Raw genomic sequence first — 20,779 nt, forward strand, 5'->3', positions numbered from 1 at the left:
CACCGCACAAACCTCTCAGCTGCACCGGAGATCCGTGCGCGCTCACACCAACCTCGCCATCGACAACTGACAGGACGTGCACTCATGTCGCGCATCGACACCCACCACCATGTGATCCCTCCGTTCTATCGGGCCGTACTCCACAAGGCAGGCGTGGTCGAGGCGGGTGGACGAGCGTTGCCTGAGTGGAGCGCGGATGCGTCGCTTGAGGCGATGGACCTGCTGGGCGTCAGCGCTGCGATCCTCTCGGTGTCGACTCCTGGTACCACCTTTCTGACCGACGGCGGCGATGCCGCTGCACTAGCACGTGACCTCAACGACTACACGGCCGATCTGGTGGCGAAGTGGCCAAGCAGGTTTGGGTTCCTTGCCACAGTTCCCTTGCCACACAGAGCTGCCGCGGTTGCCGAATCGGTACGGGCACTCGACGAGTTGCACGCCGATGGCGTGGTATTGCTGGCAAATAGCGGTGGCATCTATCTGGGTGAAGAGGGCTACGACGATCTGTTCGCCGCACTCGACGAGCGCTCGGCCAAGGTGCTCATACATCCCGCCGACCTGCCCGGACCGACAATCCGGCACCTGCCGCCGTTCGCCGCCGACTTCCTGCTCGACACCACACGTGCGGCGTACCTACTTGTGCGCAACGGAATTCGCCAAACCTATCCGAATATCCGATTCATCCTCAGTCACGGCGGGGGATTCGTGCCCTATGCGTCACACCGGATGTCACTGCCGATCTCGGCCGACACCGGGCGTAGCGTCGCCGACATCCTCGGCGAATTCGCGACCTTCTACTTCGATACCGCACTGTCCTCCAGCCCGGCGGCGTTGCCGACCCTGCTCGCTTTCGCCCACCCAGGCCACATCACCTTCGGGTCGGATTGGCCGTTCGCACCCCTGGCCGCGGCGAACTGGTTCTCGACAAACCTGGACGCCTATAGCCACATCGATGCGGCCGGTCTTGCCGCCATCAACGTAAGCACAGCGGTGTCGCTGTTCCCGCGCTTCATTCGGCCGGTCGAATAATGGCTATTGCCCACGTCCCTGTGTCCGCCCAGTCGACGGCTGTCGCCGTTGGGAACCCAGCTCAGACACCCGCCCCGCCGGAAGGAAACGATATGCAGCGTGGCGCAACACGTAGTGACACCAGCGCGACACGATCACAGACGTTCGGCGCAACATCCCCAGCAGCGATCGCCTACGGGGAGAAGGGTTCAGAGCTCCGCGGATCTGACCGGGTCCGCAGCCGCAAGACGCTGATCGGGCCGAACGGAGTAGCCTTGGAGGCAATCATTGCGGCCTCGCTCCGGCCGTTCGAACATTCGGTGGGAAGCTCAGATCCGGCGCCGATACTGATCTGCCTGCACGGTGGCGGTTGCAACGGACGGTATTTCGATATACCCGGGCATTCACTGCTCGACGTCGCGTCCGAGCACGGCCTCACGGCTGTCAGTATCGACCGACCGGGCTATGGGCGCAGCTCGTCCTGCGAAGGCGACCACGACGGGATAGCGCGGTCAGCCGAGATGATCGACGGCGCATTGACTGCTTTGTGGAAGGAAAGTCCGGCCGGTTGCCCTGGGTTCGTCGTCGTGGGTCACTCGATCGGAGGTGCGATTGCGCTCCACCTCGCGGCGGCAGATCATGAGTGGCTATTGTTGGGAGTATCCGTGGCAGGCATCGGCCATATCCCACCAGGTAATGCAGGCGGGGCGTGGGCCGGCGCGGTGCCAGAGAATGGCCGCATCGATATTCCGCGTGAGGCGCGTCGACAGTTACTCTACGGCCCGGACTGGTCGATGCCGGCAGTTCCCGATGACTTTTTCGATGCCGCAATGGAACCCGCGCTCATCACGGAGATCGCAGAGGTCTACACGAGCTGGCCGACCGAGTTCTCAGCGATCGCCGGCCGCATCCGCGTGCCCATCCTGTTCGCACAGCCTGAATTCGATGCACTGTGGACGGTTCGGTCGTCCACCTGCCACGAATTCGGATCGGCGTTCACTCAAGCAGCCACAGTCACCGGCGGCATCTATCGTGGAGTGGGCCACTGCATCGACCACCACCGGTTAGGTACCGCATGGCATTTCGAGCAAATTGCATTTGCCCTACGGTGCTGGCTCGAAGCGAGACGTTGACACCCAGTGAGCTGTGTAAGCACCCAATCACCGCCCGGGGATCAAAAGCTCTGACCGACAACCGTCGTCGACCGGTTCCGTGATCAGAGGAGTCGATCAGGCCGGCCAGCAGGAACTTGTGGATGCCGACATATCCCAGGGCTGAACTCTACGGGGACTGTACGGAATCCACGGGTGATCGAATTGCCGTGAAAGTCCGGACGGGCACCCGTCGCCAGCCGGAAGTCGGGCAGGCGTGACAGCACCCGCTCCACCCCGATCTGAAACTCCAGGCGCGCCAAGTTGGAGCCCAGACAACGGTGCACACCCGCACCGAAGCCCAGATGACGGTTCTCCCGGCGATCGAGCACGCAACGGTTCGCATCGGGGAACACGTTGTCGTCGCGGTTCGCAGCGGCGAAGTTGACCACCACCGTGTCACCGGCATGGAAGGTGTGCCCGCTCAGTTCGACATCCTTGGTGACGGTCCGGTGCAGCCCGTGGATCGACCCCGCGTAGCGGATGAGTTCCTCGACCGCGCGGGGGAGTAGGTCGGGGTCCGCGGCGAGACGGTCACGTTCACCCGGATGGGTGGCCAGGTGGTGGAAGGCGAAAGACATGGCGCTGGCGGTGGTCTCCAGACCGGCCTGGACGAGCAGCATCGCGTTGGCAACGGCATCCTCGATGGGCAGCCTCTCCCCGTCGATCTCGGCGGCCAGCAGGATGTCGATCATGTCGCCGCGCGACGGTTGGCCGATGCGGGCCGTGACGGTGTCGTGGATGTACTGATACAGCCCACCCCAAGCCGTCATCCGGATGTCCTCGGTCGCCCCGTTGAGGGCGTCGTCGGTGAGTTGAAAACAGATCCCGACATCGTGGGCGGGAATGCCCAGCAGGTATTTGAACAGCACGATCCCGGGCTGCCGCCAGGCGACCCGGGCCAGGTCCCCGGCTCCGGCGCCGATGAAATCGTCGATGAGCAGATCGGTTTCGGTGGTGACCTGGGGCCGCAGCGCTTTCATCTGGGCCGGCGAGAAGTACGGGTTGAGCACTTTGCGCAGCTTCTGCTGCCGCGGTGGATCCATCATCACCACCAGATCGCCGATGACGAAGTCGGCCGATCCCGGAACCGGGTTGTTGGAGAAGTGTTCCCAGTCCTGGGCGATCCGGTAGCAGTCGTCGTAATTCACCGCGATCCAGGCCCCGCCGGGGGTGTCGGCGAGAAACGGGGTGTCGGTGTGCGGGAAGGGACATCCCTGGCGCATCACGGTGTAGACGTCGTACAGCAGGTCGTTGTCGTTGAAGTCCGGGTGCCGCAGATCCCAGTTCTGCGCATGGCTTTCCGGTGAGGTCGTCATCTAATGTCCCTGCTCCCGGGCCACCCGCTGATCGTGGATGCGCACCAGTTCGCGGAAGCCGATCCGGTGATACTTCGGCACCGGCTGGATACCCCATTGATCCTGGGCGGTGTCCTTGCCTTCGGCGCCCTCGGGCGGCCCGAACGCCGGGTAGGGCACCTTGCATTCGAGGGTGTCATCGGAATAGCGCACCTTGAGCAGTTCGCTGCAGATCTGGGTGAGGCTCAAGGTGGGGTAGCCGTAGTAGATGGCCATGAACGGCAAGGTGAAGGCGCCTTCGAGCACGAGCGCCACCAAGCACACGAGCACCGCGCGCTTGATCCAGGTGTGCATGCGGGCGTAATAGGGCGTGGTGCCGGGCGGAAGATCGTCGGCCTTGTCGTCGGTGCTCGCTGGTGCGGTCACAGTTTCTCCTTTAGTCCGTGAAGATCTCGCGGTTCACCGTGTGCAGGTACGGAATCGCGAGGAAGGGGGTGATGTAGAAGATGTCGTAGAGCCACCAGCCGATGACGGGGAACACCACGCCGGCGAAGCGGACATCGGCGAACATCGTCATGTTGAACACGTAGACGCACCAGATCACGACGCCCATCCAGCAGGTGATGACCATGTACTGGTGGCCCCAGCGTGTCATCTGGAGGAAGCCGATGGCGGCCGCGCAGCGCATCGCGAAGACGGTGATGATCATGCCGAAGACCATCGACTTCTCGCCGGGCCCGGCGGCACCGCCCACCCACAGTTCGTTGTAATGCCAGAAGTAGCCGGCGTCGAACATGTTGCCCCAGCCGATCATCAGGACTCGGTTGATCAGCGTGTGGTTGGCGACCAAGTCCAGTGCCCAGCCCAGGCTGTTGAGCATGCCGTCGATCAGGGTCAGGTACCCGATCAGCGTGACGATCATCGGCCGCACGGAAAGACCGGAGCGCAGGGCCTGACGCTGCAGCCACACTCCGCGCATGAAGATGGGGAAGCCGATCAAACCGGGAGCCCACATGCCCATCAGGGCGGCGCCGACGATCATCCATTTGTCGGCGCGCCGCTGCGCCGAACGGGATTCGTCGTGATGTTCCTCCAGCCCCACGGATGCCTGCGACAGCGTCACAGGTCCCACCACCCGCGGGCGAAGGACATGTACAGCTGGATCCCGAACATCGCCAGCAGGTAGCCGTAGATGACGATCTGCAGGACGATGAGCGCCTTCTTGCGATTCTTCTCTTTCTGGTCAACCACGGGCGGTGATTCCTTTCTCGCGGGGGCTTTCGGTATCGGCACCGGGCAGGCACGCCGAGGCGACCTCCAACAACCCTTCGGCGATGGCGCCGTCGCTGGACAGCGGCGCCAGGATGCAGGCCTGCGCAGCGTCCAGTTCTGTTGCGCCGGCGGCGATCAGCTGCGCCGCCGTGACGAGCACGCGGGTGGAGGGCGGTTCGAAGTGGAAGGCCTCGTCGGCGGTGCGGATCGCGGTGGCGCAGCGCACCAAACGCTCGGCCGTCGCATGACCGACCTGCGTCTCGGCCACGATCACCTCGGCTTCGCGTCCCGGGGGCAGATACCGCATGGGGAGGGTGACGAACCGTTGCCGGAAGGACGGTTTGAGTTCCTTCAGCGAGCTGCGATAGGCGGGATTGTAGGAGCACACCAGCATGAAGGTGGCGGGGGCTTCCACCACTTCACCGGCTCGGTCCAGGTACAGCGCGCGACGGTGATCGGTGAGCGAATGCAGGATGGCCAGGGAATCGTGTCTGGCCTCCACCACTTCGTCGAGATAGCAGATGGCGCCGGTCTTCACCGCTCTGGTCAGCGGGCCGTCGGTCCACACCACGTCACCGCCGGTCACCATGAACCGGCCCACCAGGTCGGAACTGGTGAGGTCGTCATGACAGCTGATGGTGACGACCTGCCGCCCCAGCAGCGTTCCCATGTGTTCGACCAGGCGCGTCTTACCGCAGCCCGTCGGGCCGGTGAGCATGACGGGCAGCCGCCGGTGGTAGGCCCGCTCGAACAGCTGAACCTCGTTGGCGTTGGCGAAGTAGGTATCTGTATTCACGCGGTAACCAGCTCCTTGTGGACGTGGGCGAGGACACGGGGCAGTTCTTCGATCCGGCGGATGCGCTGGGACCGTTTGGGTCCGAAGACTTCCGGCAACGGGTCGACGCGTACCGGTCCGATGCCGATGTAGTACATCGCCACTCCGGCATCGCGGGCCTCCTCGACCGCATGCGCCGAATCAGCCCAGGCGTAGCGCCCCTCGTATCCCTCGTCGGAGATCAGGCCGTCACCGATGACGATGAGCTGTCTGCGCTCGGCTGGCTGAGCGAGCAGGCGGCTGGTCAGATGGCGCAGCGGCGCACCGAGTCTGGTGTAGCCGCCGGTGGACAGGCCGAGCCCGCCGGGCGCGATGATGCGCCGGTCGCCGAAGTCCTTGAGGCAGCTGACTTCGACGCGGTGCCGGGTGTTACCGGTGAACACGAAGATGCCGTGCCGTTCCCGCGCCGAGGCCATGGCCCGGGACAGGGCATCGGCGCAGGCCAACTCGAGGGTGAAGATCTGGCCGCCGTGCGCGCCCAGCGAGGAACTGCCATCCAGCAGCAGGGCGGTGGTCACATCACGGCTGCTGGGCAGCAGCTCCCGGAAGAGACGCGGTGCGTCCGCCTCGCCGGCCGCGACGTCGATGTAGTGCTCGACGTACTGCTCGACGTCGAGGTCGGATCCGTCCTCCAGCCGGTTGTGCATTCTTCGGTGGGTGTTCTCCTCGAACCACTTCCGTACGTCCACGCCGACGGGCCGGGCACGCCGGTGGGTGCCCGGATGCACTCGTTCGATCACGGTCACGTGGTCGGTCATGAAGGATCCGGTCCAGGAGTTCCACTCCGGGTAGGGGATACCCGGGCGATGCTCGGGCGTGATGTCGAGATCGTTGTCCTGTGGCCGGCTGGCCGGAGGCAGATTGGAGTTGCGGACACCGCCGTCACCGCCGACAGGGACCGAGTACGGGCGGGGTATCCGTTTCTGGTCGCTGGTCCAGGGCATCCGCCCGAAGGTCCGGCGCAGCGTGTCCGAGAGCCCTTGCGGCAGGGTGTACGCCCGCGGCAGGCTGCCCAGCAGGGGATCGATGACCAGGGGTTGTGCCGAACGCGCCAGTGCGATCGCGCGGTTGAGCATTTCCTCGGCGGCCGTCGCGGCCGGGGTGGGTTCGAGGGTGGGCAGCGCCCGGCGCAGGTCGGGGACCAGGCCGGGCCAGAATTCGGCGATCCAGCCCAGCGCGACACCGGCTTCGACGAGCGTGAGCGCGGTGAGCTCGCGAGTCGAGAGTTCACTGATCCGGTAGTCGAGCAATCGCTCCTTGGATGGCGAACACTGCAGTGCCACACCGCAGGTGAGTGTCCGTCGGGTCCAGGCCCGGTGCGGCGGGTAGGGCACGTAAAGGGTGTCGAGCTGAGTGTTCAAACCGAATCCGCGATGGTGTCCGGTCAGCAGGCGGGCGCCCGTCCGGCGCCCGTCGCTGAGTGCCATCGCGGTCACCGCGCAACTGCGTTCGGTGGCCATCGCGGTGTGGTCGGTGTCCGTCTCGGCCAGGTCGGATGTCATCGGGTCAGAACGTCCCGATGTTGGAGAACATCCAGTACCAGAACCAGATGATCAAACCTGTTCCGCCCCAGGCGGCGACGTAACGGAGTATCTCCCAGATCCAGTCCACGTCGGATTCCTTTCTTATCGGGCTTCGAGTCCGCGTAGTGCGGTGGTCACCAAACCGGTCAGCATGGCACCGCGTGAGTCGGTGTTCGAGGTGGTGGTGAGGACCCCGTAGACGCCCAACAGGAAGAACGTCGCGCTGTAGAACGCGTCGACTTCGGGCGGTACCTTCCCGTCACCGCGGGCGCGCTCGATCTCCCGGACCAGCAACACGATCAACGGGTGATCGGTCCATTCGTCGGCAGCGGGACGGGTCGGCGAAAAGTGCAGGGCAAGAAACTCTTTGAACAGCGACGGGCCCAGCCGGCGTTCGAGCCCGGTAATCAGTGCCACGACGTGGTCCAGGGTGCTGGCAAGATCGGGCGCGCCGTCGAGGTAGCGGCCGAATTCGGTGGCCATGCGTGCTTCTTCGCGAGCCTCCAGCTCCAGCAGCACGTGTTCCTTGCTGGGGAAGTGGAAGAAGAACGTCCCGTGCGCCACGCCGGCCGCGGCCGCGATGGTGTCGATGTCGGCATGCGCCATCCCCGACGAGGTGAACTCGGCGATGGCGGCACCGAGTATCCGTTCTCGGGTCTGCCGTCGACGTTGCTCGCGCGTCGACTGCCTGGCCGGAGGTGTCATCGCCTGGCCTTCCTCAGTCGGAGAAGATCTCGCGGTTCACGGAGTGCAGATACGGGATCGCGAGGAAAGGCGTGATGTAGAAGATGTCGTAGAGCCACCACCCCACGACCGGTAGCACCACCCCGGCGAAGCGCACGTCGGCATACATCGTCATGTTGAACACGTAGACGCACCAGATGAGGATGCCCATCCAGCAGGTGATGATCATCCACTGGTGCCCCCAGCGTTTCATCTGGAGGAAGCCGATTCCGGCGGCGATCCGCATGGTGAAGACGGTCAGGATCATGCCGACTTCCATGGCCTTCTCCCCGGGGCCGGCGGCGCCGCCGATCAGGAGTTCGTTGTAGTGCCAGAAGTAGCCGGCGTCGAACATGTTTCCCCAGCCGTTCAACAGGACTCGGGCCAGCAGGGTGTGGTTGGCGACGGTGTCCAGCGCCCAGCCGACGGTGTTGATCGCGGCGTCGATGATGACGAGATAGCCGATCAGGGTGACCAGCATCGGGCGTACGGTCAGTCCGTTGCGCGCCGCCTTGCGGAGCAGCCATACACCCCGCAGGAACAGGGGGAGGCCGAAGACGCCCAGGGCCGCCGTGCCGATCAGCAGGCTGCCGGAGATCAGCCACCTGTCGGCCTGGCGTTGTGCCAACCGGGAGGTCTCCAGGTGTTCGTCGAGCCCGCTGCCGGCGCCGTGCGGTGCAGGTCTGCGACCACGATTGCGCGTCGGCAGGTTCACAAATGCTGACTATAGTCAGTCAAACAACGGAGTCAAGGGCTGATATCGATGGGCAAGAGTCACTCTTGTGGCCGATTTACGGCCTCTCATGCTGGCGCCTATGGTTGACTTAAGTCAGGATATTGGTGGGCCACGAAAGGGTGCCTCGATGCGCAGAGTGGTCCAGTTCTCCACAGGGAATGTCGGCAGGCACTCGCTGCGGGCGATCATCGGCCGGCCCGATCTCGAGCTCGTCGGCGTCCATGCGGCAAGCGAGGACAAGATCGGCCGCGATGCCGCCGAACTGTGCGGCCTGAGCGAAGCGACCGGGGTCATCTCGACCGATGACATCGACGCGCTGATCGCGCTACAGCCCGACTGTGTCGTGTACACCGCGCAGGGCGAAACCCGTCCCATGGAGGCGATCGGGCAGATGTCCCGATTCCTGTCCGCCGGGATCAACGTGGCCTCGACGTCGATGGTGTGGCTGGTGGCCCCACATCACGCCGACGACTGGCTGCGCGTCCCGCTGGAAGCGGCGTGTAAGGCGGGTACGTCATCGTTGTACGTGAACGGGATGGACCCGGGTTACTCGGGCGACACCGAGGTGATCGCCGCGCTCAGTCTGGTGACCCGGGCCAGGTCTGTCACCGTTCAGGAGATCTTCGACTACGGCAACTACGATGACTACGAGTTCACCGGCCGGTCAATGGGTTTCGGCATGTCGCCCGAGGAGGGTGAGCCCATGCTGTTCCTGCCCGGGGTGATCACCAGCATGTGGAGTGGGCCGGTACGCAATCTCGCCGCCCAGCTCGGGGTCGAACTCGACGAGATCCGCCAACGCGTCGAACCGTGGTACGCCGACTCGCGGATCGAGTGCACGATGTGCACCGTCGAGCCGGGGCAGATGGCCGCGGCCCGGTTCGCGGTGGAGGGACTGCGCGACGGTAGGCCGATCATCACGATGGAGCACATCAACCGGTTGACCACCGCCGCGGCACCCGAATGGGATTACCCGCCGGACGGACACACCGGCGTGCACCGGGTCGTCGTCGAGGGTGAACCGCGGGTGGAGCTCAACACCCACGTGTGGCACCCCGCGCTGGACTCGACCGACGCCGGATGCATCTCGACCGCGGCGCGGGTGGTCAACGCCATCGACTGGATCTGCCGGGCGCCCAGCGGGTTGATCGCGGTGGAGGACATCCCGCTCAGTGCAACGGTCCGCGGCCTCATGTGGTGACCGGTCACACCGGGATGAGGAGGCCGATGGGCTTGGTGGTGGTCGCGTGCACCAACAGCTCGGCCAATTCGCGCGGCCGGCTCAGGAACGGCGAGTGCGATGCGTTGATGGACAGCTGTTCGACACCGAGACGACGCGCCACGGTATCGGCCAGCCACCGAGGCATGGAGCGGTCCTGTTCGCAGACAATGAAACTGCGGGGCAGATCGGCGGCCCAGAAGGCGGGGACCGATACCGGTGTGACCGTGGTGTCGCCGAAGCGTTCCGGTCCCAGCCGGCTGAACGCCCAGCGGGCGGTCTCCTCGTCGCAGTCGTGGTAGAAGTACTTCCACGCCCCGTCGAAGTCTGCGAAGGTCATGGCGCCGTCGGCGTCGAAGCTCAAGTAGCTCAACATTTCCCCGACGTCCCCGTCGAACTCACCGTCCTCGGTGTCGCGCATCGCCATCGCCTCCGGATACGTACGCCCTTCGCGGGGCAGCGCGGCGGCGAGGTAGATGATGTGTTTCACCAGATCGGGCCGGGCGTCGGCGGCCAGCGTCTGATCGAAACCGCCACCCGAATGCCCGACCAGCACGTCGCCCGGCTGCATCGCCGCGACGATGGCATCGCGCCGATTGGCCAGGGTGGAGTCCTGTCTCACGAGCGCGCCGTGGCCGGGTAGGTCCACCGCGACACCGTCGTGGCCGAGGTCGGCCAGCTCGGCGAGCACCCGGTCCCAGCACCAGGCGGCATGAAAACCGCCGTGCACGAAGACGAATCGCACGCTCAGTCCACGATGGAGATGGCCTGACGCGGGCACTGCCGGACGGCCTCGCGCACCTGGCCCTCGTTGGCCGGGGTGAGTTCATCGGTGAGGATGTGCAGATAGTCCTGGTCGTCGAGATCGAACACCTCGGGGATCACCCCCATGCAGACGCCATTGCTCTCACACAATCCGAAATCGACCTCGATGCGACTCATGCCGTCACCGCACCACCTTCACCGGAACCCGGGCGTAGCCCGCCACATTCTGCATCCGCACCCGCTCAAGACCGGCGAAATCGACCTCGTAGCGGGGCATGAAGTCGAGCAGCTTCTCCAACGCGATGACACTCTCCATGCGGGCCAACGCGGCGCCCAGGCAACTGTGGATGCCGTAACCCAGGCCCAGATTCTGGGCCTCGGTGCGATCTCGCTCGATATCGAATCTGTCGGCGTCGGTGAACGCGTCGGGGTCGCGGTTGGCGGCTGCGCTGATGAGGAACACCGCCTTGCCGGCGGGGATCACGCCGCTGGGCACGTGGGCTTCCTTGAGGGTGTAGCGCACGTTGTACTGCACCGGCCCTTCGAACCGCAACAGCTCCTCCACCGCATCCGGCACCAGCTCACGGTTGTCGATCAGCTTCTGCCACTGGTCCGGGTGCCTCGCGAACAACACCACCGCCGTGCCGATGAGTTTGGTGACGGTCTCGGCGCCCGCACCGCCGAGCAAGGTGGCGAAACCGGTGATCTCGATATCGTCGAGCTTGTGCAGTTCGCCGTCCTCGCGCGGGATCTCCGCAGCGATGAGCCGGCTGATCATGTCGTCCTGCGGGTTCTCCCGGCGCTTCTGCACCAGCGAGTAGTAGTAGATGGCGGTGTCGATATTGGCCTGCATGCCGGCTTCGGAATACCCGATCTGTCCGGGTTCGCGGGACAGACTGGTGTCGATCCAGTGCCGCACCTGCTGGCGGTACTCGTCTTCGACACCGGCCATCCTGGTGATCACCTCGACCGGGAACGGCGCGGAGAAGTCCTGGACGACGTCGAACTCGTCACCGGTGATCCTGCCCAGGAAGCGGTCGATCTGTTCGATGATGGTGTTCTTCTGGGCCTGTACGGCCCGCGGGGTGAACGCCTTGTTGAGCAGACTGCGCATGTGCCGGTGATCCGGTGGATCCATGAAGATGATGGATTTCTGCGGCGGTTCGTCGCTTTGCACCATCGCCAGGTCGCATCCGCGGGAGGACGAGAACGCCTCGTGATCCTTGAGCGCCGCGGATACGTCCGCGTGCCGGGTGAGGGCATAGAAGTCCTGGTCGGCGCTGTAGTACAGCGGCGCTTCGGTGCGCATCCGCCGGTAGATCTCGAAAGGATTGGTGAAGTACTCCTCGGAGAAAGGATCGAAAACGAGTTCGGCCGTCGTCATCCCGGGTCCTCCTTCGGGGTGGAGCTGCCACCCCAAACATTACGGAAGTCTGCAAAATTGTAACGCTAGCAGCGGAGCGGCCCAGCCGCGCCGAAATGCCCGATTTCACCGTGACTCAATCTGGCACACCGGCGTTGACGACTGCCTCCACCGCGCCGAGCGGGAAACCGAGATCGGCGAGCGTCCGGTGCACCACGGCGATGTCCTTGCTGAGAAACTCGCCCACCGCGCCGATGAACCGCTCCGTCGAACCGGCCCGCTCGATCATGCCCAGCGCCCGACTTGCGCCACTGCCGTGTGCGAGCGCGCCCAGCAGCGCGGTCTCGTCGATCGAGAGGCGCGCGCCCATCCGCACCGCTTCGGAGACCAGGCCGATCTGAGCGGCGAACATCGTGTTGTTGACCAGCTTCATGCCCTGTCCGGCACCCAACGGACCCATGTGCAGGACGGGTGCGGCGTAGCTGTCCAGGACCGGCCGGACTCGGGCAACGACGTCCTCGGCGCCGCCAGCGAACACCGTGACACGGCCCGCGGCGATATCGTGCGGTCCGCCGCTCACCGGCGCGTCCACCACCCCGATCTGCGGCGCCTGGGCGGCGATGGCCTGGGCGGTCCGAGGGCTGCCGGTGGTGTGGATGATCAGGGTGGCGTCGGTCGGCATCGCTGCCAGGAGCGGACCTGCACACACATCGCGCACCTGTTCGTCGGTGAACACGCACAGCACCACGGCCTCGGTGGCCACCTCGGTGATATCGCCGACAGGGGTGGCGCCGAGCTCGCGAACCGCCTCATGCCGCTGCGGGGTGCGCGCCAGCACGGCGACCTGATGACCGGCCCCGACCAGGCGGCCGACCATCGGGGCGCCCATCCGGCCCGCTCCGATGAAACCGACCCTCATCAGGGCAATCTCTTCTTCGCGCAGGCGCTCATCAGGGCAGTCTCTTCTTCGCGCAGGCGCTCATCAGGGCACTTTCTTCTTCGCGCAGGCGCTCATCAGCGCGGGTGGTTCATGATGGCCAGCGCCGTGTCCGCCGCGGTGAACACCGAACCCTGCGTGGCCGAAGCTTCCTCGGCCAGGGCGGTCGCATGCCGGCAGTCCTTCTGCAGCAGCGCACCCGCGATCGGGGCCAACCGGTCCAGCGTGCCGCCGAACGCCGCGATGCTGCCGAGCGCCTTGCTGTTGGCGGAGCCGCGGGAGATCACCTCGCACAGCCGGTCTCGTGGCACACCGAGCGCTTCGCCGAGTTCCAGGGTGCTCATGGCCGCACCGAGATTGGCGCTGAACAACAGGTTGTTCAGGATCTTGGCGACCTGCCCGCTCCCCAGGGGGCCCAAGTGCACGATCGGGTCGGCATAGGTGGCGAACACCGGACGGGCCTTCTCCACATCGGCCTCGGCGCCGCCGACCATGACCAGCAGCTGGCCGGCCTCGACGGCGGGAGCGCCCCCGCTGACCGGGGCATCGATCACCGAAACGCCCTGACCGGCAGCTCTTTCGGCGATCTCGCGGCAGGTGTCGGGGTGAATGGTGGAGTGGATGACCACGATACCGCCGGGGGCCAGGCCTTCGAGTACGCCGTCGTCCCCGAACAGCACCTGGCGCACGTCATCGTCGCCGACGACGCACAGGCACACCAGATCACTTGCCGCACCGAGCTCGGCCGGTGACCCGGCCGTCTTCGCCGCGGTGCCGGCGTAGGGCTCCAGCGAGGCCGCTCGGCGTGCCCAGAGTGTGGTCTCGTAGCCGCCGTCGACGATGCGGCGAGCCATCGGCCCGCCCTGGCTACCCACACCGATGAATCCGACCCGCATCAACCCGCCTCCGCTTCGACAGCACTCGACACACATTGACCGGCGAATGCCAACACCCGCCGGTGATACTCGGCAGCCGACAACCCGACACTGAGATTGTGTCCGCTGTCGGCCATTTCGCTGACGTCCACACCGGGCGCCCCGGTGAACAGGGCCGCGATCGTCGCCAGCGCCTCGGGAGAGGATTCCCACACACCTTCGTGGTCGGCGGCGCTGAATTGCACCGGAACCCGCACGGCCGCAGCGAGTTCGCCGAAAGTGTGACGTGCCCAGTCGGCCGTCACCGCACCCTCGTAGCGCACTCCCGGGGCCGACAGTGCCGAGCTGGGGATCCCGTCGGGATACAACGTCGCCGGCTCCCAGAGCAGCTGACGCAACCCCGTCGGGGTGCCGGTCTGCGCCACCGTGCTGAGGAGGTCCTTCGCCTTCGGGTGGTAGCGCAGGCCGGTGCCGGCCAGTGAGATGCCGATGACACGTTCGTGGCAGGCCATCCGCATTACGAGCTCGCAGCCCAACGAATGGCCCAACAGGAACACCGGTCCGCCCTGGGCGATCTTGTCGACCGCACCCCAGGCCAGTGCCACCCGCTCCGCCGGGCTGTCCATGGTGTCCTGATACAGCGCGGATGCGCCGTAGCCGGGCCGGTCCAGTGCGATGGCGGTGAATCCCAGCGACGCGGCCTGGCGGAGCAGCGACAGATCCGGGTGGCCCGGGCAGTCGAAATACACCGAAGAGGTGGCCCCGCCGTGGATCGCGACGATCACTGCCCGCGGCTCGGGGGCCGATGCGACCAGGGCAGTCATCGGCACCGCGCCGACCATCACCATGCGACGCCGGACGAGGTCAGTCATCGGTCCGGAGCAAGAGCACACCGCTGGGTGTCAGGCCGCCGCTGCTGGCCACCGCCACCTTGGCGCCGGCGACCTGGCGCTCGCCGGCATCCCCCCGAAGCTGGGTCACCGCCTCGTGGATCAGTCCCATCCCGTGGGTGCGACCATGCGAGAGCTGCCCGCCATGGGTGTTGAGCGGAATCACCCCGTCCCGTGCGATGGCCTTTCCGCCGTCCAGGAAATCCTTGGCCTCGCCGATCCCGCAGAAGCCCAGGCCTTCCAGCCAGGACAGGCAGTTGAAGGTGAAACCGTCGTACAGCTGCGCAACATCGACATCGCTGGGCCGCAACGAGGTCCGGCTCCACAGATGCGCGGACTGGCCCAGCACCTGGGGTTCGTGGGTGAGGGTGGTCTGGTCCCAGTCCAGCCGCTCGATGATCTGGGTGCCGACGGCCTCCACCCGCACCGGCTTGTGAGGCAGGTCCTCGGCGGCGTCGACGGCCGACACGATCACGGCGACGGCGCCGTCGCACGGGACGTCGCAGTCGTACAGACCGAACGGCGTGGTGATCATCCGGGCAGACAGGTAGTCGTCCATCGTCATCGGATCGCGGTAGATGGCGGTGGGATTCAGGGCCGCGTTCGCCCGCTGGTTCAGCGCGATCCACCCCAGCGTCTCACGTGTGGTGCCGTACCGGTGAAAGTGCCGGGAGGCGTTCTGCGCCAGAGTATGTGCCGCCGAGATACCGCCGAACGGCTGCTGCCAGCTGGTGGTGCGCGCACCACCAGGGGGCGACATCCGGCCTTCCTTCATCAACTGTTGGAAGGTGGCCTCCCACAGGGTGCGAAAGCACAGCACATGTCTGGCCATTCCCGTGGCCACGGCCATCATCGCCGCGATCACCGAGCCGCCCGGCCCGAAGGTGTCCATACCGCCGTTGATCCAGGTGGGGCGCAGTCCCAGCGCACCCTCCAGGGCGGACACGCCACCCTCGCCCATCCCGGCGATGTCCAGACCCGGATAGGTGGACAGGCCGTCGATATCGTCGAAGGTCAGTCCGGCGTCGGCGACCGCGGCCTTACACGCCTCGATGGTGAGCGACAGCGGTGGCACCATCAGCCGCCGGCCCATCGTGGAAGCGCCGATCCCGGTGATGGCCGAGTGGTCCTCGAACTTCTCGGTAGTGAGCATCGGGCGGACGTACTTGCCGAAATCCGATGGTGCGATCTCGTCTTCGGGCATCGCGGCCGGCGCCGTCTGGTCGGCCGCGGGGGTGAACACCGGCAGCCAGACATCGGCGAACTGCTGGAAGCGCACCTCGACGGGTTGGCCCAGTTCCAGCTTCTCCGGATCACAGTCGATGATGTTGGTGGTGAGCCGGACCCGCGGATCCTCGGCGATCGCCACTTCGGCGATCACATAGGGCGGCGGCAGATCGGGGAAGCCGAAGCGGTGATTGATGCTCACACCGGCCAGCGTGCCCCGGCCCGAGACGGCGCGGATCCCGAGATCCTGGCTTCGGCAGTAGCGACAGATCGGTGCGGGCGGATGGATGAGCGCATTGCAGCTCTGGCACTCCTGGATGCGGAGTTTCCCGTCCGCACCCGAGGTCCAGAAGAACTCGTTCTGCGAAGTCAGTTGGGGCAATGGACGTCCCGGGGCCGCGGTCATCGGGTGAACCCCCACTGCGCTTCGTTGTCTTCGGTCTTGAGGCTGCCGGCGGGGTCGGCCGTGTCGACGAGTGGCCGGTGATCGTCATCCGGGCGCCGCTCGCCGAGTTCCAGGATGGCGTGTACCGGGCAGTCCAGCAGGGCTCGCATCACCGCATCGCGATCCTGTGCCGGCACGTCGCCGGAGCCCTCGAGCTTGGCGTATCCCCAGTCGTCGAGGGAGAAGTACTCGGGTGCGTGTTTGGCGCAGATCCCGAACCCGTCGCACAGGGTACGGTCCAATTTGATCCTCATCGACACGCCTCCACTGCTTCGATCGGCTCAACCTCGAAGGGTCGCTGCGCCTCGAAAGTGCGGCAGCTCTGACAGGATCCGTCGACATGCGCACGGACCAGATCGGGGAAATGGGTCAGTAGACTGGCCGCGATATTCGCCGCGCCGTCCAGCGTCGCGCATGCGCCGCGGCCGCGCAGCACCACCGACCACCGCTGTAGCCGCTCGAGGTCTTCGGCGGTGGCGGCACCGTTGCGCAACGCCCCGGTGACGGCGGCCATCGCCGCCGTCCCGTTGAAGCAGGAGCCGCACTGTCCCGCGTTCTCCCGGTCGAAGTAGTCGAGCACCGAGGCGGCCACGGCGACGGGACAGTCGGAGGTGAGCACCGCCACCGCTCCGCAGCCCAGGCCGCTGCCCAGCGCGCGCAGCGTCTCGTGGTCCAGGCCGGCGCCGACCGCGTCGGGCCCGAGCAGTCCGGCGAAGTACCCACCCATCAGCAGTCCTGACACGGCCGCGGGGGAAACGCGGTGCAGGGTCAGCAGATCGGCGATGGGGGCGCCGTAGGGCAGCTCGTAGAGCACCGGCGGCTTGCCTGCACCGGTCAGCGTGGCCAGGAAGGTGCCCGGCGAAGCCTCGGTGCCCTGCGAGCGGAAGGCATCCGCGCCATGTCGCCGGATATACGGCAGATGGGCCAGCGTCTCGACGTTGCTCACCAGCGTCGGGCACCCCGCGACACCTTCGTCGAACACCCGGGGCGGTTTGTCCGTGGGTTTGGCCGGTCCGCCGTTGATCGCCCGCACGGCCGCGGATTCCTCACCGGCGATATAGGCGGGCGCGACAGTCACCACGCTGATCGCGGGTGTGGTGTCGGCTACGGCCAGCGCCGCCTCGACCGCGGCGGCGGCGTGGGGGTCGGAGACGTAGACGTAGGCCTGCTGCGCGCCGACGATCCACGCCGCCAGACGTAGCCCGTCGAGCACCAGATGAGGCCGGTTACGCAGCAGCCAGCGATCTTTCACCGATGCCGGCTCACCCTCTTCGCCGTTGGCGACGACGATGGTCTGCCGCCCCGCGAGATGGGCGGCGCGTACCGTCTGCAGCTTGATCGCGAGCGGAAACGCGGCGCCACCGCGGCCGAGCAGTCCCGCTGCGGCGATCTCGCCGAGCAGTCGCTCTGGATCGTCGACGTCCTGGTAGCCGCCGGAACGCGTGTAGTCGGTGAGATCTTCGGGGCCGTGTCCGGTCCGCAACAGGCGCGGGGTCAGGCCCGGCCACACCGAAGTGGCGAGATCCGTTGCGGTGGTGGTCATGCGGTGGTCCTTTCCTGCTCGTCTGCCGCACGGGCGACGGTTAGGCTGTGTGCCGTGAGAACCGCAGTGGTGCGCGTGGACGTGGATCCGTTCGGGCAGCTGACGCCGGCCCGGCTTACCGAAGGCATGGCGGCGCTGCGTGAGCTCGGCGTCGAGGTGGTCGAGGCCGATCTGAGTACACTGCCGGCCGGCCGGCGCCAGGTTGAGGTGCTGGTGGCCGGCGATGATCCGGATGTGCTGACCGCAGAAGCTATCGTGCTGTGCAGCAAGGCCTTCGGTACCAACCCGGTGCCGGGGGTGCTGACCTTCGTCAGTCGCGGCACCGATGACGATGCGCACGGTGTGCTGGCCGGCTTCGGATTGGCCGGCCGGGTGCAGCGGTTCCCGAGCGGCGAGGGCTGGGACATCGTGGAGGTGACACTGCGCCGCGCCGACCTGGCCCGGGTGCCCGAGAGCCGGATCCACACGGCGCTGGAGGCGTCGCTGAACAGCGAGGTGCGCATCCTGCTGGAGTAGTTCACGTCAGCTGTCCAGGAAGTCGAGAATCGCCGGCGCGGCCTGCACCCAGGTGTCGAACAAGCAGAACTTCTTCCCGCCGCTCTGGGCGAACTTCTCGCCGGCCCGCTCCCAGGCGTCCTCGGGCCACGGCGGATCGATCAGGGTGGAACCCTTGATCAGGCAGCTCACCTCGAGTGAGGTGCGCTTGGGGTGATCCCAGTCGTTCTCGCCGCCCCGGATGATCAGCGTCGGTACGGTGATGTTCTCGAACGTCTCGTCCGGCACGCCGGGGATGGTCTGGCCCGGCTTGGACACGAAGGCGTTGAGCCAGCGCAACATCACCTTGAGGAACTCGTCGTGGTCCAGCTCGAGGAAGCGCTGGCGGTTGGCGGGATTCTGCTCGATTCGTTCCCGCCACTCCGGCACGTGCAGGAGTCCCTTGATACCGAGACCGCGCACGGCCAGGATGCTCGGGGTGATGTAGTGCCCACCGAGCACGAACGATCCGTACACGCCGCCGACGATGTTCCACACGATCAGCTTGGTGACGATCTCCGGGTAGAGGATCGTCGTCAGAATCGAGTCCCGGGCGCCACCGGAACCTCCGGCGATGATGCACGGCCCGACACCGAGCTTGGAGATCAGGGTGTAGAGCGTCTCCGCGCGCATGTGCGACTCGCTCTGACCGTAGAACTGCACGTCGGATCTGCCGCAATTCGGCCGGTCCCACAGCAGCACCCGGTAGCCGCCCTTGACCAGGGCGTTGGCCAGTGGACGCAGCCCGGGAATATCCTTGCTGAACCGTCCGCCCGGCGTCAGGGCGATGAGATCGCCTGTCTTGCCGAGTATTTCGTATACGACGTTACCGCCGTTGATCTCGATGACCTTCTCGCCCCGCTTGAGCGCGGGCCCTTCGTGACTGGTCATGCCTGCACCAGCACATCGTTACCGACCACTCGCACCGGGTAGGTGCGGATGCTCCACTCCGGCTTCACAGCCGTGGTGCCGGTGGCCAATTCGAATCCCCACTGGTGCCACGGGCAGAAGATGTACTCCTTGTCGCGCACCATCACGGCATCCCCGGGAACGTTCTCGTCGACGACATTCAGACCGCGAGCGCGTCCCGAGCACAGCGGGCCGCCCTCGTGAGGGCAGTAGTTCGCGATCGCATAGAACGTGCCGTTGACGTTGTACACGCCCACGCCGTGACGGCCGATCGGAACGAGTTTGTGCGTACCGGAAGGTATTTCGTCGACGGTGGCAACAACGTGTTCGCGTCCTTGGGCAAGGCGGGGAGTCTCGTTGTGGGCCAACTCAGAACACCCGAACCTGACCCTCGAGCACCGGTACGGTGTCGGGAAGGTTATAGATCTCGATCGAATTGCGGAACATGATGTTCTCGCGGGCGTACTCGGGGAGGTGTTTGACCAGCCAGCGGGGGTCGTCGAAGGTCCAGTGCGGGTAGTCGCTGGAGAAGAGCAGGATCTTGTCGCACTCCATCCATTCGAAGGCCCGGGAGAGTTCGGTCTTGTCCTCGGGGTAGTCCAACGGCTGCGTACTGAACTTGATGTGCTGCTTGACGTATTCGCTGGGTTTGCGCTTGATGTCCAGCCAGTTCTTGCGGGCCTCGTAGATGGCGTCCATCCGCCACATCAGCGGCAGGATCCAGGTGAACGCATGCTCGATAAACACGATTTTCAGGGTGGGATGCCGGTCGAAGACACCGTCGAAGATGAGGCTCATGATCTGGTTTGCGGCCAACAGCGAGTACGTGACCATGAAATCGTGGTTGTAACTTGGCAGCCCGACCGGCGGGATGGGCAGCGTCTCGTACACACCACGCGACAGATGGCAGCTCACGGGCATGTTGTATTTGGTGGCGGTCGCCCAGATCTGGTCGTAGCACGGATCGCCCCAGGACGGTCGAGGTTCGGCCTTGATGAGGATCTGGGCCATGAACGGGTGTTCCGCCCACTTCTCGATCTCGGTGACGGCGCCGGGCTGGTCCTCGATGGCCACACAGATGGACCCGCGCCAGCGCTCGTGCCAGTTGTTGTGGCTGTCCAGCCAGTGATTGGCCAGCCAGGTGTTGGTGGCCGTGCAGTAGGCCGAGGTCGCCTCGGGCAGCCGCATCTCACCGTGGGTGGGCTCCAGGATCGCGATATCGGATCCGGCCTCCATCACCAGCTGGCGCAGCGCCATATCGGGGTCACTACAGGCGAACTCGCCGTCCGGGGGAAACGCGTCGAGGCGCATCGCGTACGCGTGTGCGTAATCGGGGGCATCGTAGTAAATCTGTTCGCCCACTTTGTGGTTCAGAAAGTACTTGCTGCGCCACGGTTCCGGGATGTATTCGACCAGCTCACCGCGTCGCGGCATGGGGTGGACGTCGGAGTCGACGCACCGAACGGCGATGCGCTCGGCAGGGGCGACACGGGGTGTGGTGGTGACGGACATGGTGGTGGCCTCCT

General features: G+C 65.8%; 24 protein-coding genes. 4 read left to right on the forward strand and 20 right to left on the reverse strand.

From position 1 onward, the window contains the following. Nucleotides 1-84: 84 nt before the first annotated feature. Complete coding sequence (locus tag FHU31_RS18935; RefSeq protein WP_167161453.1) at nt 85-1,029, forward strand: amidohydrolase family protein; 945 nt, start codon at nt 85-87, stop codon at nt 1,027-1,029. Between the two features lie 92 nt (nt 1,030-1,121). Next, on the forward strand, nt 1,122-2,141 hold the full coding sequence (locus FHU31_RS18940; protein ID WP_167161454.1) for an alpha/beta fold hydrolase: 1,020 nt from the start codon (nt 1,122-1,124) through the stop codon (nt 2,139-2,141). 83 nt (nt 2,142-2,224) lie between these two features. Here FHU31_RS18940 and FHU31_RS18945 read toward each other — a convergent pair whose 3' ends face one another. The 8 genes from FHU31_RS18945 to FHU31_RS18975 form a co-directional block, all read right to left on the reverse strand. Continuing rightward, nucleotides 2,225-3,478, reverse strand: coding sequence for a cytochrome P450 (locus tag FHU31_RS18945; protein ID WP_167161455.1), 1,254 nt, complete (start codon nt 3,476-3,478; stop codon nt 2,225-2,227). After that, on the reverse strand, nt 3,479-3,883 hold the full coding sequence (locus FHU31_RS18950; RefSeq protein WP_090353067.1) for a hypothetical protein: 405 nt from the start codon (nt 3,881-3,883) through the stop codon (nt 3,479-3,481). It abuts the gene before it with no gap. Nucleotides 3,884-3,893: 10 nt separating this feature from the next. Then, the gene (locus FHU31_RS18955) at nt 3,894-4,580 is read right to left on the reverse strand and encodes a hypothetical protein (protein ID WP_167161456.1); all 687 of its coding nucleotides are present in this window, start codon (nt 4,578-4,580) and stop codon (nt 3,894-3,896) included. Beyond that, nucleotides 4,577-4,708, reverse strand: a complete 132-nt coding sequence (locus FHU31_RS31885; protein WP_263988211.1) for a hypothetical protein — start codon at nt 4,706-4,708, stop codon at nt 4,577-4,579. The genes FHU31_RS18955 and FHU31_RS31885 overlap by 4 nt, the downstream gene beginning before the upstream one ends. Next, nucleotides 4,701-5,525 (reverse strand): CbbQ/NirQ/NorQ/GpvN family protein, encoded by an 825-nt coding sequence (locus FHU31_RS18960; RefSeq protein WP_167161457.1) that lies wholly within the window; start codon nt 5,523-5,525, stop codon nt 4,701-4,703. The genes FHU31_RS31885 and FHU31_RS18960 overlap by 8 nt, the downstream gene beginning before the upstream one ends. Further along, the gene (locus FHU31_RS18965; RefSeq protein ID WP_167161458.1) at nt 5,522-7,066 is read right to left on the reverse strand and encodes a nitric oxide reductase activation protein NorD; all 1,545 of its coding nucleotides are present in this window, start codon (nt 7,064-7,066) and stop codon (nt 5,522-5,524) included. The genes FHU31_RS18960 and FHU31_RS18965 overlap by 4 nt, the downstream gene beginning before the upstream one ends. A 123-nt stretch (nt 7,067-7,189) precedes the next feature. Next, nucleotides 7,190-7,792 carry a TetR/AcrR family transcriptional regulator gene (locus FHU31_RS18970; protein WP_167161459.1) on the reverse strand — a complete coding sequence of 201 codons (603 nt, stop codon included), beginning with the start codon at nt 7,790-7,792 and terminating at the stop codon, nt 7,190-7,192. Between the two features lie 13 nt (nt 7,793-7,805). Continuing rightward, entirely contained in the window at nt 7,806-8,525 is a 720-nt protein-coding gene (locus FHU31_RS18975; protein WP_263988210.1) for a hypothetical protein, read from the reverse strand. A 148-nt stretch (nt 8,526-8,673) separates the two neighbouring features. Between FHU31_RS18975 and FHU31_RS18980 the strand changes: the two genes are divergently transcribed. Next, the gene (locus FHU31_RS18980) at nt 8,674-9,747 is read left to right on the forward strand and encodes an NAD(P)H-dependent amine dehydrogenase family protein (RefSeq protein ID WP_167161460.1); all 1,074 of its coding nucleotides are present in this window, start codon (nt 8,674-8,676) and stop codon (nt 9,745-9,747) included. A gap of 4 nt (nt 9,748-9,751) precedes the next feature. On the opposite strand, the gene FHU31_RS18985 is transcribed toward FHU31_RS18980, so the two are convergent. The 9 genes from FHU31_RS18985 to FHU31_RS19025 all read right to left on the reverse strand — a co-directional run bounded on the left by FHU31_RS18985 (nt 9,752) and on the right by FHU31_RS19025 (nt 17,810). Then, nucleotides 9,752-10,510: an alpha/beta fold hydrolase gene (locus FHU31_RS18985; RefSeq protein ID WP_167161462.1), complete on the reverse strand. Its 759-nt coding sequence runs from the start codon at nt 10,508-10,510 to the stop codon at nt 9,752-9,754. A gap of 2 nt (nt 10,511-10,512) precedes the next feature. After that, the gene (locus FHU31_RS18990; protein WP_167161464.1) at nt 10,513-10,707 is read right to left on the reverse strand and encodes a ferredoxin; all 195 of its coding nucleotides are present in this window, start codon (nt 10,705-10,707) and stop codon (nt 10,513-10,515) included. 4 nt (nt 10,708-10,711) lie between these two features. Next, a complete protein-coding gene (locus tag FHU31_RS18995) occupies nt 10,712-11,914 on the reverse strand; it encodes a cytochrome P450 (RefSeq protein ID WP_167161466.1) in 1,203 nt (400 codons plus the stop codon). A gap of 115 nt (nt 11,915-12,029) precedes the next feature. After that, nucleotides 12,030-12,836 carry an NAD(P)-dependent oxidoreductase gene (locus tag FHU31_RS19000; RefSeq protein ID WP_167162848.1) on the reverse strand — a complete coding sequence of 269 codons (807 nt, stop codon included), beginning with the start codon at nt 12,834-12,836 and terminating at the stop codon, nt 12,030-12,032. Between the two features lie 71 nt (nt 12,837-12,907). Further along, entirely contained in the window at nt 12,908-13,726 is an 819-nt protein-coding gene (locus tag FHU31_RS19005; protein WP_167161468.1) for an NAD(P)-dependent oxidoreductase, read from the reverse strand. Next, nucleotides 13,726-14,577: an alpha/beta hydrolase gene (locus FHU31_RS19010; protein WP_167161470.1), complete on the reverse strand. Its 852-nt coding sequence runs from the start codon at nt 14,575-14,577 to the stop codon at nt 13,726-13,728. Before FHU31_RS19010 ends, FHU31_RS19005 begins: the two co-directional genes overlap by 1 nt. Then, entirely contained in the window at nt 14,570-16,228 is a 1,659-nt protein-coding gene (locus tag FHU31_RS19015; RefSeq protein ID WP_167161473.1) for a thiolase C-terminal domain-containing protein, read from the reverse strand. Before FHU31_RS19015 ends, FHU31_RS19010 begins: the two co-directional genes overlap by 8 nt. Then, complete coding sequence (locus FHU31_RS19020) at nt 16,225-16,521, reverse strand: ferredoxin (protein ID WP_167161475.1); 297 nt, start codon at nt 16,519-16,521, stop codon at nt 16,225-16,227. Before FHU31_RS19020 ends, FHU31_RS19015 begins: the two co-directional genes overlap by 4 nt. Beyond that, on the reverse strand, nt 16,518-17,810 hold the full coding sequence (locus FHU31_RS19025; RefSeq protein WP_167161477.1) for an NADH-ubiquinone oxidoreductase-F iron-sulfur binding region domain-containing protein: 1,293 nt from the start codon (nt 17,808-17,810) through the stop codon (nt 16,518-16,520). Before FHU31_RS19025 ends, FHU31_RS19020 begins: the two co-directional genes overlap by 4 nt. A gap of 54 nt (nt 17,811-17,864) precedes the next feature. Here FHU31_RS19025 and FHU31_RS19030 point away from each other — a divergent pair, with 54 nt between their 5' ends. Then, entirely contained in the window at nt 17,865-18,326 is a 462-nt protein-coding gene (locus FHU31_RS19030) for a hypothetical protein (RefSeq protein WP_167161479.1), read from the forward strand. A 6-nt stretch (nt 18,327-18,332) separates the two neighbouring features. Here FHU31_RS19030 and FHU31_RS19035 read toward each other — a convergent pair whose 3' ends face one another. The 3 genes from FHU31_RS19035 to FHU31_RS19045 are packed head-to-tail and all read right to left on the reverse strand — an operon-like array spanning nt 18,333 to nt 20,765. Next, on the reverse strand, nt 18,333-19,235 hold the full coding sequence (locus FHU31_RS19035; RefSeq protein ID WP_167161481.1) for an alpha/beta fold hydrolase: 903 nt from the start codon (nt 19,233-19,235) through the stop codon (nt 18,333-18,335). Then, entirely contained in the window at nt 19,232-19,621 is a 390-nt protein-coding gene (locus tag FHU31_RS19040; protein ID WP_167161483.1) for a Rieske (2Fe-2S) protein, read from the reverse strand. The genes FHU31_RS19035 and FHU31_RS19040 overlap by 4 nt, the downstream gene beginning before the upstream one ends. Nucleotide 19,622: 1 nt before the next feature. Beyond that, complete coding sequence (locus FHU31_RS19045; RefSeq protein ID WP_167161485.1) at nt 19,623-20,765, reverse strand: amidohydrolase family protein; 1,143 nt, start codon at nt 20,763-20,765, stop codon at nt 19,623-19,625. Nucleotides 20,766-20,779 lie beyond the last annotated feature (14 nt).

It is taken from the genome of Mycolicibacterium fluoranthenivorans, assembly GCF_011758805.1.
GTDB lineage: Bacteria > Actinomycetota > Actinomycetes > Mycobacteriales > Mycobacteriaceae > Mycobacterium > Mycobacterium fluoranthenivorans.

Excerpts from the sequence above, each read along its gene's own strand:
- FHU31_RS18935 (WP_167161453.1), top strand. The coding sequence starts at position 85 with ATGTCGCGCATCGACACCCACCACCATGTGATCCCTCCGTTCTATCGG.
- FHU31_RS18940 (WP_167161454.1), top strand. The coding sequence starts at position 1,122 with ATGCAGCGTGGCGCAACACGTAGTGACACCAGCGCGACACGATCACAG.
- FHU31_RS18945 (WP_167161455.1), bottom strand. The coding sequence starts at position 3,478 with ATGACGACCTCACCGGAAAGCCATGCGCAGAACTGGGATCTGCGGCAC.
- FHU31_RS18965 (WP_167161458.1), bottom strand. The coding sequence starts at position 7,066 with ATGACATCCGACCTGGCCGAGACGGACACCGACCACACCGCGATGGCC.
- FHU31_RS18970 (WP_167161459.1), bottom strand. The coding sequence starts at position 7,792 with ATGACACCTCCGGCCAGGCAGTCGACGCGCGAGCAACGTCGACGGCAG.
- FHU31_RS18980 (WP_167161460.1), top strand. The coding sequence starts at position 8,674 with ATGCGCAGAGTGGTCCAGTTCTCCACAGGGAATGTCGGCAGGCACTCG.
- FHU31_RS18990 (WP_167161464.1), bottom strand. The coding sequence starts at position 10,707 with ATGAGTCGCATCGAGGTCGATTTCGGATTGTGTGAGAGCAATGGCGTC.
- FHU31_RS18995 (WP_167161466.1), bottom strand. The coding sequence starts at position 11,914 with ATGACGACGGCCGAACTCGTTTTCGATCCTTTCTCCGAGGAGTACTTC.
- FHU31_RS19005 (WP_167161468.1), bottom strand. The coding sequence starts at position 13,726 with ATGCGGGTCGGATTCATCGGTGTGGGTAGCCAGGGCGGGCCGATGGCT.
- FHU31_RS19010 (WP_167161470.1), bottom strand. The coding sequence starts at position 14,577 with ATGACTGACCTCGTCCGGCGTCGCATGGTGATGGTCGGCGCGGTGCCG.
- FHU31_RS19015 (WP_167161473.1), bottom strand. The coding sequence starts at position 16,228 with ATGACCGCGGCCCCGGGACGTCCATTGCCCCAACTGACTTCGCAGAAC.
- FHU31_RS19020 (WP_167161475.1), bottom strand. The coding sequence starts at position 16,521 with ATGAGGATCAAATTGGACCGTACCCTGTGCGACGGGTTCGGGATCTGC.
- FHU31_RS19025 (WP_167161477.1), bottom strand. The coding sequence starts at position 17,810 with ATGACCACCACCGCAACGGATCTCGCCACTTCGGTGTGGCCGGGCCTG.
- FHU31_RS19035 (WP_167161481.1), bottom strand. The coding sequence starts at position 19,235 with ATGACCAGTCACGAAGGGCCCGCGCTCAAGCGGGGCGAGAAGGTCATC.
- FHU31_RS19045 (WP_167161485.1), bottom strand. The coding sequence starts at position 20,765 with ATGTCCGTCACCACCACACCCCGTGTCGCCCCTGCCGAGCGCATCGCC.